The sequence below is a fragment of the Kitasatospora sp. NPDC093806 genome, from assembly GCF_040683335.1.
Classification (GTDB): domain Bacteria; phylum Actinomycetota; class Actinomycetes; order Streptomycetales; family Streptomycetaceae; genus Kitasatospora.
Genome location: NZ_JBFBDO010000058.1, coordinates 36696 through 53788 on the forward strand (window position 1 = coordinate 36696; position 17093 = coordinate 53788).

The 17093-nt window shown below is 73.3% G+C and carries 23 protein-coding genes; 8 read left to right on the forward strand and 15 right to left on the reverse strand.

Annotation, left to right across the window (positions count from 1 at the left end):
* Positions 1 to 36: 36 nt before the first annotated feature.
* Both ssuE and AB0N76_RS24850 read right to left on the reverse strand, forming a co-directional pair.
* Entirely contained in the window at positions 37 to 600 is a 564-nt protein-coding gene (ssuE, locus tag AB0N76_RS24845) for an NADPH-dependent FMN reductase (RefSeq protein WP_363560430.1), read from the reverse strand.
* 191 nt (positions 601 to 791) lie between these two features.
* Positions 792 to 878, reverse strand: a complete 87-nt coding sequence (locus AB0N76_RS24850) for a putative leader peptide (protein ID WP_350554585.1) — start codon at positions 876 to 878, stop codon at positions 792 to 794.
* A gap of 232 nt (positions 879 to 1110) precedes the next feature.
* Here AB0N76_RS24850 and AB0N76_RS24855 point away from each other — a divergent pair, with 232 nt between their 5' ends.
* Both AB0N76_RS24855 and AB0N76_RS24860 read left to right on the forward strand, forming a co-directional pair.
* Positions 1111 to 2499 (forward strand): LCP family protein, encoded by a 1389-nt coding sequence (locus AB0N76_RS24855; RefSeq protein WP_363560432.1) that lies wholly within the window; start codon positions 1111 to 1113, stop codon positions 2497 to 2499.
* Positions 2500 to 2560: 61 nt separating this feature from the next.
* A complete protein-coding gene (locus AB0N76_RS24860) occupies positions 2561 to 3085 on the forward strand; it encodes a hypothetical protein (RefSeq protein WP_363560434.1) in 525 nt (174 codons plus the stop codon).
* Here AB0N76_RS24860 and AB0N76_RS24865 read toward each other — a convergent pair.
* From AB0N76_RS24865 to AB0N76_RS24880, 4 genes are all read right to left on the reverse strand, one after another.
* Positions 3054 to 4808, reverse strand: coding sequence for a hypothetical protein (locus AB0N76_RS24865; protein WP_363560436.1), 1755 nt, complete (start codon positions 4806 to 4808; stop codon positions 3054 to 3056). The two genes, AB0N76_RS24860 and AB0N76_RS24865, sit on opposite strands and share 32 nt — an antisense overlap.
* 144 nt (positions 4809 to 4952) lie before the next feature.
* A complete protein-coding gene (locus tag AB0N76_RS24870; RefSeq protein WP_363560438.1) occupies positions 4953 to 5591 on the reverse strand; it encodes a hypothetical protein in 639 nt (212 codons plus the stop codon).
* 260 nt (positions 5592 to 5851) lie between these two features.
* Positions 5852 to 6682, reverse strand: coding sequence for an arylamine N-acetyltransferase (locus AB0N76_RS24875; RefSeq protein ID WP_363560440.1), 831 nt, complete (start codon positions 6680 to 6682; stop codon positions 5852 to 5854).
* A gap of 65 nt (positions 6683 to 6747) precedes the next feature.
* Entirely contained in the window at positions 6748 to 7269 is a 522-nt protein-coding gene (locus AB0N76_RS24880) for a hypothetical protein (RefSeq protein WP_363560442.1), read from the reverse strand.
* 84 nt (positions 7270 to 7353) lie between these two features.
* On the opposite strand from AB0N76_RS24880, the gene AB0N76_RS24885 reads away from it, so the two are divergent.
* On the forward strand, positions 7354 to 7737 hold the full coding sequence (locus tag AB0N76_RS24885; protein WP_363560444.1) for a VOC family protein: 384 nt from the start codon (positions 7354 to 7356) through the stop codon (positions 7735 to 7737).
* Between the two features lie 38 nt (positions 7738 to 7775).
* Here AB0N76_RS24885 and AB0N76_RS24890 read toward each other — a convergent pair whose 3' ends face one another.
* Positions 7776 to 8072 carry a hypothetical protein gene (locus AB0N76_RS24890; protein WP_363560446.1) on the reverse strand — a complete coding sequence of 99 codons (297 nt, stop codon included), beginning with the start codon at positions 8070 to 8072 and terminating at the stop codon, positions 7776 to 7778.
* 231 nt (positions 8073 to 8303) lie between these two features.
* Between AB0N76_RS24890 and AB0N76_RS24895 the strand changes: the two genes are divergently transcribed.
* Positions 8304 to 8708, forward strand: a complete 405-nt coding sequence (locus AB0N76_RS24895; protein ID WP_363560448.1) for a VOC family protein — start codon at positions 8304 to 8306, stop codon at positions 8706 to 8708.
* A 65-nt stretch (positions 8709 to 8773) separates the two neighbouring features.
* Here the strand turns inward: AB0N76_RS24895 and AB0N76_RS24900 are convergent, their stop codons facing one another.
* Positions 8774 to 9217 (reverse strand): barstar family protein, encoded by a 444-nt coding sequence (locus AB0N76_RS24900; protein WP_363560450.1) that lies wholly within the window; start codon positions 9215 to 9217, stop codon positions 8774 to 8776.
* 1 nt (position 9218) lies between these two features.
* Positions 9219 to 9653: a ribonuclease domain-containing protein gene (locus tag AB0N76_RS24905; protein ID WP_363560452.1), complete on the reverse strand. Its 435-nt coding sequence runs from the start codon at positions 9651 to 9653 to the stop codon at positions 9219 to 9221.
* A gap of 236 nt (positions 9654 to 9889) precedes the next feature.
* Here AB0N76_RS24905 and AB0N76_RS24910 point away from each other — a divergent pair, with 236 nt between their 5' ends.
* Positions 9890 to 10417 carry a peptidylprolyl isomerase gene (locus tag AB0N76_RS24910; protein ID WP_363560454.1) on the forward strand — a complete coding sequence of 176 codons (528 nt, stop codon included), beginning with the start codon at positions 9890 to 9892 and terminating at the stop codon, positions 10415 to 10417.
* Between the two features lie 78 nt (positions 10418 to 10495).
* Here AB0N76_RS24910 and AB0N76_RS24915 read toward each other — a convergent pair whose 3' ends face one another.
* Complete coding sequence (locus AB0N76_RS24915) at positions 10496 to 11074, reverse strand: TetR/AcrR family transcriptional regulator (RefSeq protein WP_363560456.1); 579 nt, start codon at positions 11072 to 11074, stop codon at positions 10496 to 10498.
* 120 nt (positions 11075 to 11194) lie between these two features.
* On the opposite strand from AB0N76_RS24915, the gene AB0N76_RS24920 reads away from it, so the two are divergent.
* A complete protein-coding gene (locus AB0N76_RS24920) occupies positions 11195 to 11635 on the forward strand; it encodes a DoxX family protein (RefSeq protein ID WP_363560458.1) in 441 nt (146 codons plus the stop codon).
* 96 nt (positions 11636 to 11731) lie between these two features.
* Here AB0N76_RS24920 and AB0N76_RS24925 read toward each other — a convergent pair whose 3' ends face one another.
* Complete coding sequence (locus AB0N76_RS24925; RefSeq protein ID WP_363560460.1) at positions 11732 to 12226, reverse strand: peptidylprolyl isomerase; 495 nt, start codon at positions 12224 to 12226, stop codon at positions 11732 to 11734.
* Between the two features lie 168 nt (positions 12227 to 12394).
* On the opposite strand from AB0N76_RS24925, the gene AB0N76_RS24930 reads away from it, so the two are divergent.
* Entirely contained in the window at positions 12395 to 12988 is a 594-nt protein-coding gene (locus AB0N76_RS24930; RefSeq protein ID WP_363560462.1) for an NAD(P)H-dependent oxidoreductase, read from the forward strand.
* 186 nt (positions 12989 to 13174) lie between these two features.
* Positions 13175 to 13672, forward strand: a complete 498-nt coding sequence (locus AB0N76_RS24935; RefSeq protein ID WP_363560464.1) for a hypothetical protein — start codon at positions 13175 to 13177, stop codon at positions 13670 to 13672.
* Positions 13673 to 13819: 147 nt separating this feature from the next.
* Here AB0N76_RS24935 and AB0N76_RS24940 read toward each other — a convergent pair whose 3' ends face one another.
* From AB0N76_RS24940 to AB0N76_RS24955, 4 genes are all read right to left on the reverse strand, one after another.
* Positions 13820 to 14311, reverse strand: a complete 492-nt coding sequence (locus AB0N76_RS24940; protein WP_363560466.1) for a GNAT family N-acetyltransferase — start codon at positions 14309 to 14311, stop codon at positions 13820 to 13822.
* 43 nt (positions 14312 to 14354) lie between these two features.
* On the reverse strand, positions 14355 to 15596 hold the full coding sequence (locus AB0N76_RS24945) for a beta-ketoacyl-[acyl-carrier-protein] synthase family protein (protein ID WP_363560468.1): 1242 nt from the start codon (positions 15594 to 15596) through the stop codon (positions 14355 to 14357).
* A 175-nt stretch (positions 15597 to 15771) separates the two neighbouring features.
* Complete coding sequence (locus AB0N76_RS24950; protein ID WP_363560470.1) at positions 15772 to 16644, reverse strand: oxidoreductase; 873 nt, start codon at positions 16642 to 16644, stop codon at positions 15772 to 15774.
* Between the two features lie 225 nt (positions 16645 to 16869).
* Positions 16870 to 17093 (reverse strand): acyl-CoA dehydrogenase family protein (locus AB0N76_RS24955; RefSeq protein ID WP_363560472.1); only part of this gene is annotated, 224 nt, incomplete at its 5' end.

The window sequence follows — 17093 nt, forward strand, 5'->3', positions numbered from 1 at the left end:
CCCCTCGTCAGGGTCGGCCCGTACGGGGCCCCGACGTCACGAGGAGGCGAGCGCGGGCGCCGGGGCGGCGCGGCGGTCGAGGGCGTCGGCGAAGGCGTCCACGACCGGCCCCAGCAGCAGCTCGGTCTCGGGCTCGATCGCGGTCGTGCCGTCCTCCCGGACGGTGATGTGGCGGTCGAGCACGAACCAGCCCTGGGTGATGTGGCCGGCGCCCATCGAGCTGAGCACCGGGCGCAGCGCGTAGTCCACCGCCAGCACGTGCGCGGTGGAGCCGCCGGTGGCGAGCGGCAGCACCGCCTTGTCGCGCAGCGCGTACTGCGGCAGCACGTCCAGCAGCGTCTTCAGCAGGCCCGAGTACGCGGCCTTGTAGACCGGGGTGCCGATCACCACGCCGTCCGCCTCGGCGAACAGCTCCAGGGCGGCCGCGATCTCGGGGTGCGACAGGTCGGCGGAGAGCAGCGCGTGCGCCGGCAGGCTGCGCACCTCGAACGGGACGACGTGGTGGCCGAGCTCCGCGAGCCGCGCGTCGACGTGGCGCAGCAGGCGGGTGGTGCGGGAGGTCGCGGACGGGGAGCCGGAGACGGACAGGACGGTGGCCATGGGTTCACCTCGGAGAGGAAGCGGGGACGACGCTTCGGCAGCGCGGGGCGCCGGTCGCGGACCGGCGGGCGCACCGGCCGGCCGGGCGGACGGGGGCGGGCCGGCCGACGGGCGGGCAGCAGGGGGCGCGCTACGCGGGCAGCGTCGGGAAGGCGGGGGAAGGAGGAGTGGTGGGGTTCGACGGGCGCGCGTCAGCCACAACAGAGCGAACAGGACACACGCAGCAGGTCGACGTGCCGCCGACGCGTGAGAGTCCATCGCTGATCCATGGCAGTCATGCAAACACGCAGCGTTCGAGCCGGTCAAGGGATCGTCCCGCCAGCCGAACACCAGGTGAGACGGATGGTGAGACGGGGGTCCCCCGGTGACGGTCGGTGCACGTCCGGTGCGTGCGCGGATCCGCGACCTTGCCGCGGAACGATCCGGCGCGTGCATCAAAACGGATACAAGCGCCCTGGTGAGGGCCCCCGGGGGGAGTCACCGGCGCCCGCGTCGGGCATCCTTCCCCACATGAACACGTGGCAGGAGGGCCGCCCGGGCGGCGGCGGGAACCCGTACGGCGGCGGCAACGGCGGCGGTGGCGGCGCGTACGGGCCCGCCGGTGGCGGCACGGCGGCCGAGCCGCCGCTGCCCTCCTCGCTGAACCCGCGCGGGCCGGGCGCGCCGGCCCCCCGGCAGCCCCAGCCACCCCAGCAGGCGCGCCAGCCGCAGCCGCAGCAGGCCCCGCCCGGGTACGGCCCCGCCCAGGGGTACGGGCAGCCGGGACCGGGCGGTCAGCCCGGCGCGCGGCCGACCGTACCGGCGCAGGGCGGTCCCGGTACTCCCGGAGGTCCCGCCGGCAGCGGCGGCCCCGGCGCGCCCGGCGGCCCGATAGCCCCCGGCGGGACGCAGCCGCCCGCCGCCCGTCCGTCGCGCTGGCCGCGGCGCCGGATCGTCAAGTGGTCGGTCTTCGGCGTGCTCATCGCGATGATGCTCACCGCCGTCTCCACCTGGTTCTGGGCCGACTCCAAGCTCAACCACGAGAACGTGCTCGCCGACTACCCCGGCCGCCCGGCCGCGGGCAAGGGCACCAACTGGCTGATCGTCGGCTCCGACAGCCGCAACGGCCTCTCCGACGCCCAGGAGGAGGACCTGCACACCGGCCACGCGGGCGGCAAGCGCAGCGACTCGATGATGATCCTGCACGTCGGGGAGAACGGGAACACCCTGATGAGCATCCCGCGCGACTCCTGGGTCCCGATCCCGGAGCACCCGGGCGAGAACGGCAAGCCGGTCAAGGCGACCACCTCGAAGATCAACTCCGCCTTCGCGGCGGGCGGCGGCAAGCTGCTCGCGCAGACCGTCGAGACGAACACCGGCATCCGCATCGACCACTACGCCGAGATCGGCTTCGCCGGCTTCGTCGGGATCGTCGACTCGGTCGGCGGCGTGGACATGTGCATCGAGCAGGACGTCAAGGACAAGGACTCCGGGCTCGACCTCAAGGCCGGCTGCCAGAGCCTCACCGGCACCCAGGCGCTCGCCTTCGTCCGCCAGCGCCACCAGATGGCCGACCAGGACCTCGGCCGGATGCGCAACCAGCAGAAGTTCCTCGGCGCGCTCGCCAAGCAGGCCGCCTCGCCGGTCACCCTGCTCAACCCGTTCACCTTCTACCCGCTGGTCTCCTCCGGCCTCGGCACGCTGATCGTCGACGACGACGCCGGGCTGACCGACCTCGGCGAGCTGTTCCTCGCCATGAAGGACGTCAACGGCGGCAGCGGCAAGAGCATCACCGTGCCGATCGCCAACCCGGACTTCAAGACCAACACCGGGGAGTCGGCGGTCAAGTGGGACACCGCCAAGGCGAAGCAGGTCTTCGACGCCTTCAAGAACGACTCCCCCGTGCCGGACGTCAAGTGACCGCGATCGCCCGACCGCGATTCGCCGTGACCTTCCGTAACACCGCCGACACAATGGGTGGATGTCACTCGTCACCGCGCTGATCTACCGCCGCCGTCACCGCCTCCTGGGCCGCCTGGTCCAGGAGGCGCTCGCCGTCTACGGGATGGAGGTGCCGGCCGCCGCCGAGGTCGGGCCGGGCCTGATCGTCTTCCACCGGGGCTTCGGCACCGTGCTGCACCCGTACACCACGCTCGGCGCCGGTGTGACGCTGTACAACGGCGTGACCGTCGGCCGGGCCGACCCGTGGGTGCCGCAGGAGTCGAGCCCGATGCGGCGGGTGGTGGTGGAGGACGGCGCGGTGCTGTGCGCCGGGGCCAAGGTGGTCTGCAAGGAGGGGGTGCTGACCGTCGGCGCGGGCACCGTGGTGGGCGCCAACGCGGTGCTCACCCGCTCGACCGGCCCCGGCGAGGTCTGGGCCGGGGTGCCCGCCCGCAGGGTCGGGATGCGGGCGGGGTGGGAGGCGACCCCGGGCGGCGCGGTGCCGGGCGGTGGCGCGGTGCCGGTGCCGGCGGCTACTGGCTCGGGGCCGGGCAGCCGAAGGTGATGTTGTCGGCCCAGTAGCTCCCGCCGAAGATGTAGACCTTGGTGCCGGCCCCGCCCGGGCCGGGGTGCGGGTCGCGCGCGTTCGCGCAGTACGCCGCCCGGGCCTCCTCCTCCGTCGCGAACGGGCCCAGCTGCGGGGTGTACTGCACGGGGACGTCCGCGCCGCCCGCGTCGGCGCAGAGCCCGCCGTCGGTGAAGTCGCAGGTGCGCTTGCCGGTGACGTCCTGGAGGGTGCCGACCAGGATGTTCCCCGGGTCGGCGACGTTGGTGAGGACGAAGACGTAGTAGGCGGCGGCCGGTGCCGTCGTCGGCGACCCGGTGGGCGTCGCGGTGGGTGTCTCAGTGGGCGTCGCGGTGGCCGATTCGGTCGGGGACTCGGTCGGGGACTCGGTGGGCGCCGGGCAGCCGGCCGCCGGCTGTGCGGGCAGGGCGGGCAGCGGGGGGCGCACGACGCCCCGGGAGGTGGGGATCCGGTTGACGAAGTCGACCGCCTCGCGCGTCCGGTCGCCGATCTGCTTGGCCGAATCCGAGCCGCAGTACAGGTAGTTGGCCAGGTAGTGGATGACGAACTCGGACTCGGTGCTGCCGTCGTACACGTCCTGCGGCGCGACGGCCTTGGTCGTGAAGTCGACCTGGGACACCCCTTCGTCGATCAGCCAGTCGTGCTCGAACATGACGTAACGGGTCGGGTCCGCGCTCAGCTCCTGGCCGCTGCCGTACGGCGGCGCGATCAGCACCGCCCCGACCGGCTGCCCCGCCCCGATCCTGGGCAGCGCGTTGCGCAGGAACAGGCCGCCCTGGCTGTGGGAGAGCAGCACGACGCGCTTGCCGTCCTTGAGATCGCGCTGCACGCTCGCCACCAGGCCGACGTTGACCGGGTCCGAGGCGAAGTCCGGGTCGGCCACCTTCTGCAGGACCGTCTGCTTGATGTCCTCCTTGACCGCAGCCGGGATGACCACCGCACCGAAGGCGCTGAGCTGGCAGACGCCCTTGACCAGTTCCTTCGTCTCGGGGACGGTGTGGTGCTCGGTGACGCGCAGCGATTCGACGCAGGCACCGGCGGTGGAGATGGCGATGCGGATGGTGGAGCTGTTGTAGGCGAGGCGGATGTGGACGGGGAACCCCAGCCTCGCCTCCAGGGTCTTCTCCAGGAGCTGCTTTCCCTGCTCCGCCGTGACGGCGTCGTTGAGGACCCCGTTGACGTAGTAGAAGGACAGGTTGGCGCCGGGGTCGGCGGCGTCCTGGTCCACCGCCGCCCCGACCCCCAGGGTCGGGGCGGCGGGGACGGTGGCGGGGGTGGTGGCTCCGGCGACGACGGTGGGACCGCCGACGGGCAGGATGTGGCCGTTCAGGGCCGTCATGTTGGCCAGGTAGGTCTGCTGCTTCTCCGGGGTGCTCAGCTGGCGCAGCCGCCAGTTCAGCAGCTCGACGGAGATGTCGTCCTGGCTGACGCCTCGGGCGACAGCGTCGTACAGGGCCGTCGAGAAGGCTTCGAGTGCGCTCTGGGCCTGGTCGCCGGTCAGTGGCTGCTCCAGCGCGGCCAGGCTCGGCCGCAGCGCCGCCCCCGCGGCGGCACCGGAGGGCGAACCGCCACCGTCGCCGACGGCGGGGCTGGACGAGGTGCCGCCACCGGACGGCGAGGAGCAGCCCGCCAGCAGGACCGCCGCCGCGGTGAGCGCCAGGGCGGCGCGGACCCGCCTACGGCTGCTTCTGCGGAACGCCATCGTTCCCCTCGGGGCTCACCGGCGCGCGGCTCCGCGCGGCAGGACGGTACGGGACGCTCCCACCGTCCACCGCCCCGCCGGCCCCCTCAACCGGAACTGCGCCGCCCAGGTGAGCGCTGCCCGCCCCGTTCGCCGGGGCCCGGGTCAGCGGACGGCGACCGCCCGGAGGTGGCCGGTGGCGCACTCGGCGAAGCGGTGGACGGGCTCGCCGTCGGCCTCGCCGCCGGACGCGGCGCCGTCCTCCTCCAGGGCGCCCGCGAAGCCGTAGTGGATCACCTGGCCGCCGCCCGGGCCGCCGGCCCACCAGGCGTCCGTGAGGTGGACGACCAGGGTGGCCGGGTGGTGCGGCTCCGGGCGTTCCAGGACGAGTTCACGCAGCGTCTCCCCCGGGCGGAAGGTGACCACGGCGTCGCTGGTCCGGATCCGCGCCCGCTGCGGCTCCCGCTCCACCGCCCAGTAGGCGGAGACCTTGACGTCCAACCGCCCGTCGACGCCGCCCTCGTACGGCCGGACGTACTCCTCCTCGGGGACCCAGCGCCCGTGGTTGCGGATGTCGTCCGGGCCGAACCACTCCGACCAGCTGATCCAGTACCCGGCCACCCGTTTGATCGTCATGCCCTCGCGGACGATCCGCACCGGGATGCGGGTCACGTCGGCCGGCTCGTCGATCAGCAGGACGCGCCCCTGTTCATCGACCCGGCCGCCGTGGCCGTCGAAGGACAGGACGGTCACCTGCTCGAACGTCACCTCGGCGTCGTCCTTGCGCGGGCTCGTCTGACTCATGCGTGAACCACCTTGCCGGGAAGCGGAGTTGGCCGGTCCGCGACGGTCCGGGCGACCGGACCGAGCGCCTGCGCAGCATACGGTGAACGGTCGGTCGCGGCGTGTGATTCCGGCGAATCCACTCGGACCGGGCGGCGCGCGACTATCCTGCGCGTGCACGCGGCCCCGCACGCGCCACCCGGCGCGGACCCACGCCCGCCGCGCACCGTACTCCGCATGCCGCCGTCCGCATGCTCGGCCTGCCGTAGCGCCCCGCCAGGTCAGGGGGCGATGGGAAGGCGGGGCAGGGTGAGGCCGAACCGGGTGCGATAGGCGGCCAGGGCGGCCTCCTCGTCGAGGACCTCCTCGGTGCGGGTGCCGTCGGGGGCGGTGACGGTGAGGCGGGTGCCGCCGGTCGCGCGGGTGCTGCTGAGGGTGATCCGGCCGCCGTCCGGGGTGGGGAGGGAGCAGGTGGTCCCGTGGGTGAAGACCGAGGCGGGGGACGTGGTCTGCCACCAGCAGGTCGGCCGGAAGTCGGCCAGCTGCCAGATGCGCGGGTCGAGCCGGTACTGCGGCTCGCCGGCCAGCAGGACGTCGAGGTCGCCCTCGTCGCCGTGCGGGGCGAGGGTGAACTCGCCCGCGGGGTCGGCCTGCGGGCCGCGCTCGTCGAGGCGCAGCGGCCGCCGGGTGAACCGGCCGAAGCCGACGTCGACCAGCCAGGCGGTGTCGTCCGCCAGGACGCGCAGGGCCAGGTGGTCGAACGGCGGGCCGGGCTGCGGGCCGTTGAAGACGCGGGCGGCGAGCAGTTCGACCTGGTAGCCGAGGGCGCGGAGGAGTTCGGCGAAGGCGCCGTTGAGTTCGTAGCAGAAGCCGCCGCGCCGCCGGGAGACGATCTTCTCCAGCAGCGCGGCGGGTTCCAGGACGACGGGTTCGTCGAGGTGGATGCTCAGGTTCTCGAACGGCACGGCGTCCAGGTGTGCCTCCTGCAGCCGGGCCAGTTCGGCGGCGCCGGGCCGGGCGGGACGGTCGGCGCCGATCCGGGCGAGGTAGGCGGCCACCTGCTCGTCGGTGAGGGGGCCTTCGGGCTGCTTCGACGGGTTCGCGTTGTCCACGCCCGCCATCCAAGCGGACCTGCGCCCTCCGGTCATCGGTCCCGGGACCTACGCCCTGGCGCGGGCTACGGCCGGGCGTGCTCCCGGAGGAAGGCGCCGGCGTAGGCGGCCGCCTCCTCCCTGGTCGTGCGGGCGGGGTCGCCGTCGGCCGAGCCGGGCGAGCCGTCGGCGCCGGTGGCCGTCCAGGTCCAGCCCTCGGTGGCCGGATCCTGCGTCAGCACGGCCGTTCCGCCGAAGAGTTCGAGGACGACGGGCGCCGGGGCCGCCGGACGGCCGACCGCGTCCGGCCACTTCTTGCGGGCGCCCTGCCGGGTGATGCCCCAGGCCGCGCCCAGCTGTTCGTAGCTCGCGCCGTAGGCCCCGGCGGTGCCGGCCGCGATCGCCGTCAGGCGCTTGACCTCGGCGTCCACGATCTTCCAGGTGGCGAGCACGGTCAGGGCGACGTCGGCCGGATCGGCGTCCCACAGGCGGCTCTCGGGGAGGCCGGTCGCCCGGGAGCGGACGGCGATGGCGAGCGGATCGAGGGCGTCGAGGAGGGACTTGGCGAGTTCGGCCTGCTCTTCGGTGGTGATCTGAGGCTCCATCATGCGACAACTATAGTTGTCGAGATGGGCTTTTGGAAACCAAAGTTTACGAATGTGGGCGTCGCCCGCCCGCCTAGACTGACCGGCATGGCATGCCGCATCAGTGAGTTGCTGCTCGACTGCGCCGACCCCGAACTGCTCGCCGCCTTCTGGTGCGAGGCGCTCGGCTACGTCGAACTCGGCCGGGAGGACGACGGGTCCATCCAGATCGGATCGCCCGACGGCGGCTTCGGCGGCCCGCAGCCCACCCTCCTCCTCGTCCCCAGCGACGACCCGCGCACCGGCAAGCTCCGGCTGCACTTCGACCTCAACGCCACCGACCGCGACCAGGACGCCGAGTTGGAGCGGCTGCTCGCCCTCGGCGCCCGGCCCGCCGACATCGGCCAGACCGGCGCCGAGTCCTGGCACGTACTGGCGGACCCCGAGGGCAACGAATTCTGCCTCCTGCGCACCCGGCTCCAGCCGCTCTGAGGCCCGCGGGCCGGGCGTCGCGGTGTCGCGGTGTCGCGCTAGGGGACGAAGACGCTCCGGCCGGCGATCGGCCGGTAGGTGTCGCCGGGGGCGATGAAGTGCGTGAGCCGGCCCGTGCAGTCCACGCCGTTCCAGACCTCGACGACCGAGTCCGTCAGGTTGGTCACCGTCGGCTGGACGAAGTCGCCCAGCATGAAGCAGCCGCTGGGGTTCGGGTGGGCGCCCCCGTCGATGATCAGGGCGCCGTGGGCCGCGTACGCGCTGTTCGCGACGGCGAAGGCGAGGGCGGTTGCCGTCAGCCAGGTCCCGAGGACCGCTGCGGTGCGTCGCATCATGCGTCTACCCCTTCCGGAGGGCGGGGCGGCTCCGTCACGGCCCCGCCGGTGCGACCCAACGTAGCGGCGCGATGACGCACGGCGACAGAACTCGCGCGGCGGCGGGCGGGCGCGGAGTGGGAAGTCGGCCGGTCCGACTTCCTGTGCGCGCGGTTGTCACATCCATCGGCCGCGATCCGTCAGGGAGGCAGCGAGGCACACCACGGACCACCCGACGGAAGGGGCACCACCGTGCTCACGAAGGTCATGTACGTCACCGTGTACGTCACGGACCAGGACCGCGCGCTGCGGTTCTACACGGAACAGCTGGGCCTGGAGAAGCGGATCGACTACCCGGGCCCGGACGGGCGCTTCCTCACCGTGGGCGCCCACGGCCACCCGTTCGAGATCATCCTCTGGCCGCACGCCGCGTCCGCCGGCCGGCCCGGCGAGGTGGCGGGCACCCCCGGCCCGATCATCCTGGAATCCGACGACCTGAAGAAGGACTTCGAGGTGTTCCGGTCCCGCGGCGTGGTCTTCGACCGCCCCGAGCCCGAGGCCTACCCCTTCGGCATCCGCATCGAGGCCGTCGACCCGGACGGCAACCGCGTCTCCCTCCGCCAGCAGACCCCCCTGGGAGGCGACCAGGACGACTGACACCGGAGGGACCTGGGGAGACACCCGGCCGGCGCACTGGGGGCGCCGGCCACACCCATGCCCGCTCAGCGGGGGTGGGTGGCGGTGCGGAGGCGGTGCTGGGTGGGGGTGGCTTGAGGCGGAGTGGTGGTGAAGAGGATGCGGAGCGGGGGGTCGGGGGCGGGGGTAGCGGCGGTGTCCAGGATGGCGAGGAGCAGGGCGAGTTGGGCGGGGGGCTCGTCGGCGAGGAGGGCCTCGGTGGCGGTGACGAGGACGAGCAGGCGGGTGGGGGCGGTGGCGCCGGGTGGGTGGAGGGTGTCGGTGAGACACTCCTCGAAGGCGTCCCAGTTGTGGCCGAAGTAGCCGGGGAAGGAGAGGGCCCGGGCCCACTCGGCGAAGAGCGCCGGCTTGGTGCGGCAGTGGTCGCCGCGGACGAGGCGGAGCCGGTGGGTGGCGGTGGCGAAGCCGGCCCAGGCCCGGCCCGGCAGGAGGTCCCACCGGGCCGGGCCGAGCGGCGCGTCGTCCGCCACGTCAGCAACCGCCGGAGATCTCGCGGAAGTTGGCGTAGTGGTCGGCGGTGTACCAGACCTGCGTGGTGGCCTGGTCGCGGACCAGGCGCTCGGCGTCGCGATGGGTGGCGGGCGTGGGGCGGGGGTTGACGTCGTACTCGTGATACGCACCGCCGGACGGGAGGTCGCCGCTGCGGTTGCGGTACGGGTTGCTGCCGCGGATGAACTCCTTGTCGGGGAGCGGGAAGTCGACCGGGTGGGAGTTGGTGGGCCAGTCGAGGTCCCGCCAGATCCGGCAGGCCTGTTCGACCTGCGGCGGGAGGGCCTCGACCGGGAGCGGCGGCTGGAGGATCTCGCGGACGGCGGGGGCGGGGGCCGCCGCCCAGGCGGTGGTGGGAACGGCCGGGCAGGCGAGGGCGAGGACCAGGGCGGCCTGCGCCAGGCGGCGGAGGGTCATGGGGTACCCGTTTCGGTGGGGTGGTGGGGGTGGTGGCGCGCGTGCAGAGAAGGGGTACCGCGCGGAGGTCGGGCGTGCCGGGCGGGCGCGCCGGGGGCGGGGTGACGCCCACCCGTCCGGGTGCCTCCGGCGGGACCGCGGCGAGGACCGGCGGTGCGGTGCGCGGCCCCCGGGCGGGCGCCGGGCTCCGCATGGCAGGATCGGCCGGTCCGTCCCACCGACCGGAGGGTGACCCCATGGCCGCCGAGCAGCTCTACGCCGTCCTCAAGACCAACCACGGTGACATCACCGTCAAGCTCTTCCAGTTCCACACCCCGAAGACCGTCCGCAACTTCGTCGAACTGGCCGAGGGCAGCCGCGAGTGGACGGACCCGGAGACCGGGGCCGCCACGACCGCCCCGCTGTACGACGGGACGACCTTCCACCGCGTCATCCCCAACTTCATGATCCAGGGCGGGGATCCGCTCGGGAACGGCACCGGCGGCCCCGGCTACAAGTTCCCCGACGAGTTCCACCCCGAGCTGTTCTTCACCAAGCCCTACCTGCTGGCCATGGCCAACTCGGGGCCGAACTCCAACGGTTCGCAGTTCTTCATCACCGTCCGCGCCACCCCGCACCTCAACCGCAAGCACACGATCTTCGGCGAGGTCACCGACCCCGCGAGCCAGCGGACCGTCGACGCCATCGCCGCCACCTCCACCGGCCCCGGCGACCGGCCGGTCGAGCCCGTGGTGATCGAGTCCGTGGTCATCGAGCGCCGCTAGACGGCACCCGCGGAGTGGGAAGTCGGACCCGCCGACTTCCCACTCCGGACACTCCGGATACTCCGGACACTCCGGGGGCTACTCCGAGGGCTGATCCGGACGCGCGAAGACCAGCCGGAGCACCTCGCGGGCGAGCTCCTCGACGTCTCCCCCCTCGCGGCTCTCAGGCAGGGCCCCGTTGAGCCACAGGCTGGCGAACCCGTGCGCCAGCGACCACGCCGCGAGCGTCGTCGCGCGGTCCGAGCCCTCGCCCGGGGACAGCTTGCGCGCGCTCGTCGCCAGGACCGCGCCCGCGCGCTCCCGGGCCGCCGCCATCTCCGGGTCGTCCGCCCGGTAGAGCTCCGGCCGGAACATCACCTCGAAGTACGGCCGGTGGTCCACCGCGAACCGCACGTACGCCACGCCCGAGCCGTACGGATCCCCCGCCGACCGCTCCAGGCAGTCCGCGAACAGCTCGAACCCCTCCGCGGCGACCGCCGTCAGCACGCCCGTCTTGTCGCCGAAGTGGTGCGCGGGCGCCGCGTGCGACACCCCCGCCCGCCGCGCCAGCTCCCGCAGGCTCCAGCCGGACGGGCCGGACTCCTCGATCGCGGACAGCGCGGCGTCCAGCACCGCCCTCCGCAGGTTCCCGTGGTGGTAGCCCTCGGCCTTCCCCATGCCCGCCTCCCTGTCGTCAGTGCCCGCCCAGTCTATCTAGACATTGACAAGATTGGACAGCCGCGCGAATCTTTCCAGTGACAAGATTCCGTGCCGGTCCCGCAAGGTTGGAGCGTCCCCATGGCCCCGCTCATCGCCCTCATCGGCGGCTTCGCCGTCCTGCGCCTGCTCGGGCTCCTCGCCGTCGACTCGCTCGACGCCTGGCAGCCCGCCGTCCGCGGCGCCCTCGCGCTGATGTTCGTCACCACCGGGATCCCGCACTTCATCCCGTCCTGGCGGCGCGACTTCGCCGCGATGGTCCCGCCCGCGCTCCCCCGCCCCGACCTGCTGGTCACGCTCACCGGCGTCCTGGAACTCGCCGGCGCCGCCGGGCTCCTCGTCCCCCCGCTCGCGCCCTACGCGGCGGCCGGGCTCGCCCTGCTGATGCTCGCGATGTTCCCCGCCAACGTGTACGCCGCCCGCACCGGCCGCACCCTCGCCGGGAAGCCGGTCACCCCGCTCCCAGCGCGCACCGCGCTGCAGGTGCTGTTCGTCGCGGCAGCGGTCGCCGCGGCGGTCTGAGCGCAGCGGGAAGTCGGACCCGGTGGAAACGCGCGGACGCGGCCCGCATGGTGCTGCGGGCCGCGTCCGAATGCGGAGTGCTGGAGGGGCGAACCCTTACTCCACGATGCCGGACTTGGCGATGGTGATCTTGGCCTTGGTCCTGCCGCTCTGCGAGCCCAGGCCCTCGATCTTCTTCACCAGGTCCATGCCGTCGACGACCTCGCCGAAGACGACGTGCTTGCCGTCCAGCCAGTCGGTCACGATGGTGGTGATGAAGAACTGCGAGCCGTTGGTGTTCGGGCCCGCGTTGGCCATGGACAGCTGGCCCGGCTTGGTGTGCTTGAGCGTGAAGTTCTCGTCCTTGAACTTCTCGCCGTAGATGCTCTTGCCGCCGGTGCCGTCACCGCGGGTGAAGTCACCGCCCTGCAGCATGAACGACGGGATGACGCGGTGGAAGGACGAACCCTCGTAGCCGAAGCCGTGCTGGCCGGTGGCGAGCTCACGGAAGTTCTTGGCGGTGTCCGGGACGACGTCGTCGAAGAGCTTGAAGGTGATGCGGCCGGCCGGCTCGTCGTTGATGGTGATGTCGAAGAAAACGTTGGAACCCATGCAGGGATCATGGCATGCCGGGCGCCCCGGCGCGCGGCACCCCCCGGGATCGCGGTCACGCTCCGCCGATCGGAGGTCGACGGAACGGTCGGGGTCGGGGAGGCTGTCGGGGTCGGCGGGATGCCCTGACATCGCCGCCGAGGGGAATCGATCAAGGGGGAACGACGCATGACGCGCATCGGGGTCTACCTGGCGCACCCGAGCACCGGGAGCTTCAACCACGCGCTGTTCGAGGCGGTCGTCGACGAGCTGCGGGCCGGCGGCTGCGAGGTCGTCGCGCACGACCTGTACGCGGAGGGGTTCGCCCCGCTGCTCACCGCCGCGGAGACGGAGACGGTGGCGGCGCTGGAGCCGGGTGACCGGCAGCTGGCGCTGCACCGCGCCGAGGTGGCGACGCTGGACGCGCTCGTCCTGGTCCACCCGAACTGGTGGGGCATGCCGCCGGCCGTCCTGGCCGGCTGGGTGCAGCGGGTGCTGGTGCCCGGGGTCGCGTACAAGCTGGGCACGGCGGACGGCGAGCCGGTGGGCCTGCTGCGGGCCGGGCGGGCGCTGGTGCTGAACACCTCGGACACCCCCGAGGCACGCGAGCGCGAGGAGTTCGGGGACCCGCTGGAGCGGATCTGGGCGGCCTGCGTGCTGCCGTACGTGGGTGTGACGGACGTCCGCCGGCGGGTGTTCCGCACGGTGACGGACTCCTCTGACGCCGAGCGCGCGGAGTGGCTACGCCAGGCGCGCGAGGAGGCCAGGGGGCTGATCGGCTGAGCCGGACCGGTGGATCGGCGGGCGGGCGCATGGACGGCGGGCGGCGGTGCGACCACCCCGGGCCTGGCACCGGGGTGACCGCCTGTCGTCCGTGCTAGAACCGTCGACGGTTGTGAACGCTCACCCGCGATCACCGCCGTCCCTGCACCGTGCATCTTCCGGCCACTCCTCCACCGAAGGAGAAACATGTCCGTCGCACGCATCGCACGCATCGCACGCGCGATACGAACCGCGCGCACCGCGCTGTTCGCCGCCTTCGCCGCGCTCACCCTGCTGCTCTCCGGCGCGGCCCTCGCGGCGCCTGCCTCCGCCACCACCACGGGGCTGGACGGCACCTACGCCTGCTCCGTCCCGTCCGGCTACGTCTACGACGGCGTCCTGTTCAGCCGGACGTGCAGCGGCGGCGGCAGCTGGAACTCGCCGCAGTACTACCTGCGCACGCCCGTCGACGGCCTCACCGCCTGTTCGAGCGCCCCGGGCTTCACCTACGACTCCGTCGGCTCGTCCACCGCGTGCAGCCTGACGCAGGGCGTCCCGTCGACCACCTTCCACCTCCGCACGCCGTACAGCGGCCTGTGGGCGTGCAGCGTCCCGAGCGGCTTCACCTACAGCGCCACCACGTCGAACCTGGACTGCGCCAGCATCCGGGGCGTGCCGACCACCAAGTTCCTGCTGGCCCGCTGACCCGCTGAGCCGGGGCAACGGGAACGGGCGGGCCACCCGGCGGCGGCCGGGTGGCCCGCCCTTCACGTCGGAGCGGGTCGAAGCGGGTCGAAGCGGGTCAAGGTGGATCAAGGTGGGTCGGGGCGGGTCAGATCGGAACGGCCCCGGTCAGCTCAGCTCCAGCTCCGCCACGACCTGGCGCCCGCTGAACTCCCCCGTCGGCCGGAAACCGAGGCGCGCGTAGAACTCCGCCGGGCCGCCCTCGCCGTCCGGCTCGTAGGTGACGGTGACCCGGTCGCCGCCGCGCCGGCGGATCTCGGCGACGACCTGCTCGACCGCGAACCGTCCGCAGCCCCTGCCCTGGGCGTCGGCGGCGATGTTGAGCCGCCAGAGGCCGGAGCGGGGCAGGTCGCCCGGCTTGTCCGGGTAGAAGGTGACGTCGAAGAAGGCCATCACGAAGCCGACCGGCCGGTCCCCGTCGTAGACCAGCCGCGGCCAGGCCGTCTCGCCGTACGCGTACGCCTCGGCCAGCGACTTGACCACCGGGGAGACGAAGCGCTCCTGGGCGGGGTGGACCCTGAGGGCCAGGGCGGCGTCGATGTTCTCCGGGGTGACCGGTTCGAGGCGCAGGTCGGCGGGGGCGGCGGCAGGCACGGACATGCGGGTCACCGTAGTTCCCGGCGGCCGGATCGTCCTGCGGTTTTCACGGCGCCGGGGTGAACACCAGCGAGGCGTTGTGCCCGCCGAAGCCGAAGGCGTTGGTGAGCGCGGCCCCCAGCGGACCCCGGCGCGCACCGCCGGCGACCACGTCCAGCTTGACCGCCGGGTCCTGCGTCTCCAGGTTGCGGGTCGGCGGGACGGCGCCGTCGCGCAGCGCGAGGACGGTCGCGAGCGCGCCGATCGCGCCCGCCGCGCCGAAGAGGTGGCCGGTCATCGACTTGGTGGCGGTCACCGCCGGGTGCTCGCCGATCGCCTCCGTCACCGACTCGGCCTCGACCAGGTCGCCGAGCTGGGTGGAGGTGGCGTGGGCGTGGACGAGCTCGATGTCCCGGGGCGCGAGTCCGGCCTCGGCCACCGCCCGGCGCATCGCCCGGACCTGGCCTTCGGCGGCGGCCGCGGTGATGTGGTGGGCGTCCGAGGTGACCGCCGCGCCGACCAGCGTGGCGTGGGCGCGGGCCCGGCGGGCGGCGGCGAAGCCGGCCCGTTCCAGGACCACGACGGCCGCGCCCTCGCCGATCACGAAGCCGTCCCGGTCGACGTCGAACGGGCGGGAGGCGCGGCCGGGTTCGTCGTTGCGCAGCGAGTGCGCGCGGGCCTGGGAGAAGCCGGCCATCGGCAGCGGGCAGATGCACGCCTCGGCGCCGCCCGCCACCACCACGTCGGCCCGGCCGAGCCGGATCAGGTCCAGGCCGAGGGCGATCGCCTCGGCGCCGGACGCGCAGGCGCTCACCGGGGTGTGCGCGCCGGCCCGCGCGCCCAGCTCGATCGAGACCCAGGCGGCCGGGCCGTTGGCCATCAGCATCGGCACGGTGTGCGGGGAGACCTTGCGGACGCCGGAGGTCTCCAGCACGTCGTCCTGGCCGAGCATGGTGAGCGCCCCGCCGGTGCCGGTGCCGATCACCACGGCCAGCCGCTCGCCGTCCACCTCGGGGGCCCCGGCGTCGGCCCAGGCCTCGCGGGCGGCGATCAGCGCGACCTGCTCGCAGCGGTCCAGCCGCCGGGCCTGCACCCGGTCGAGCACCTCGGACGGTTCGACGGCGAGCTGCCCGGCGATCCGGACCGGCATCCCGGCGGCCCAGTCGGCCTCGATCGGCCGGATGCCGGAGCCGCCCGCCAGCATCGCGGCCCAGGTCGAGGCGACGTCGCCGCCGAGCGGCGTGGTCGCGCCGAGGCCGGTGACCAGGACCGGCTCGGCGACGAGGGTCCGGTGGTTGGCAGTACCCATCGAAAATCAGCTCCCTGGCTCTCGTGGAAATTGTGAGGTGGATACAACTCGCCCCAGCAGTTGGTGCGGCGAGTTCTCGCCTCGACAGCCACACTGCCATGGCAGTGACGTTCAATCAGGTGTGCAAGCCAACCGATTCGGGTGCCCGGCTTTTATGGAGAACCTCCAGTCCCGCCTACTCGTCGAAATCGGTCGAGCGGCTGACCGGCTCCCACGCCCGGATCTCCTCGACCGCCGCGTCGAGGCTGCCGAGCACGGCGTCGGTGGCGTCGGCGCCGAGCAGCAGCCGCAGCGGGGTGCGCTCCGCGTCCAGCGCGGTCAGGATCGCGGCGGCGGCCTTGACCGGGTCGCCGGGCTGCTTGCCGTCGCTCGCCGGCAGGAGGTCGCGGACCGGCCCGACCAGTTCGTCGTACGCCGGGATCGCGGTCGAGTAGGCGAGCGCGCCCGGACCGGCGAAGGAGGTGCGGAACGCCCCCGGCTCGACGATCAGCACCTTCACGCCGAACCCCGCCACCTCCTTGGCCAGCGCCTCGGACAGGCCCTCCAACGCGAACTTGGTGGCCGAGTAGGCCCCCACCCCGGGGAACGTGAAGCGGCCGCCCATGCTGCTCATCTGGACCACGGCACCCGAGCCCTGGGCCCGCATGTGCGGCAGGACGGCCCGGGTGAGCGCGGCCGGGCCGAAGAAGTGCAGCTCCATGAGGTCGCGCAGCTCGCGGTCGGTGGACTCCTCGACGGCGCCGATCAGACCGCGGCCCGCGTTGTTGACGAGGACGTCGATCCGCCCGTGCCGCTCCACCGTCTCGGCCACCACGGCGGCGATCCGCTCCCGGTCGGTGACGTCCAGCCGGACGGGCACCACCCGGCCCGGGTGGGCCCCGGCCAGCGCCTCCAGCGTCTCGGGCCGACGGGCGGCCGCCACCACGGTGTCACCGACGGCCAGCGCCGCCTCGGCGAGGGCCTGGCCGAAGCCGGAGTTCGCGCCGGTGATCAGCCAGACCCGCCCGCCGGACGCGCCGCCGGACCGCTCGGTCGACTTGTCGCTCATCGGTGGATTTCCCCCTCAATCGTCTTTCGCGGCAAAGAAGTTGACGATCACTTTTATGTCATCGAAGGCGCCCGTGCGTCCACTTCTCACCCCAAAGCGAAGCCGAACGATCAGCCGCCGGACGGGCAATCGTCACTCCCCGCTTCTCAGGCGGAACGCCCGGAGCCCCCGGCCGAGTTGTTCGGCCGGGGGCTCCGGTGCGTACCGCGTCAACGGGCCAACGGGTTACGGCAGGTTGCGGGCCATGACGATGCGCTGGATCTGGTTGGTGCCCTCGTAGATCTGGGTGATCTTCGCGTCCCGCATCATCCGCTCCAACGGGTAGTCCCGGGTGTACCCGTACCCGCCCAGCAACTGCACCGCGTCCGTGGTGATCTCCATCGCCGCGTCCGACGCGAAACACTTCGCCGCCGCACCGAAGAACGTCAGATCCCCGTCCACCCGCTGCG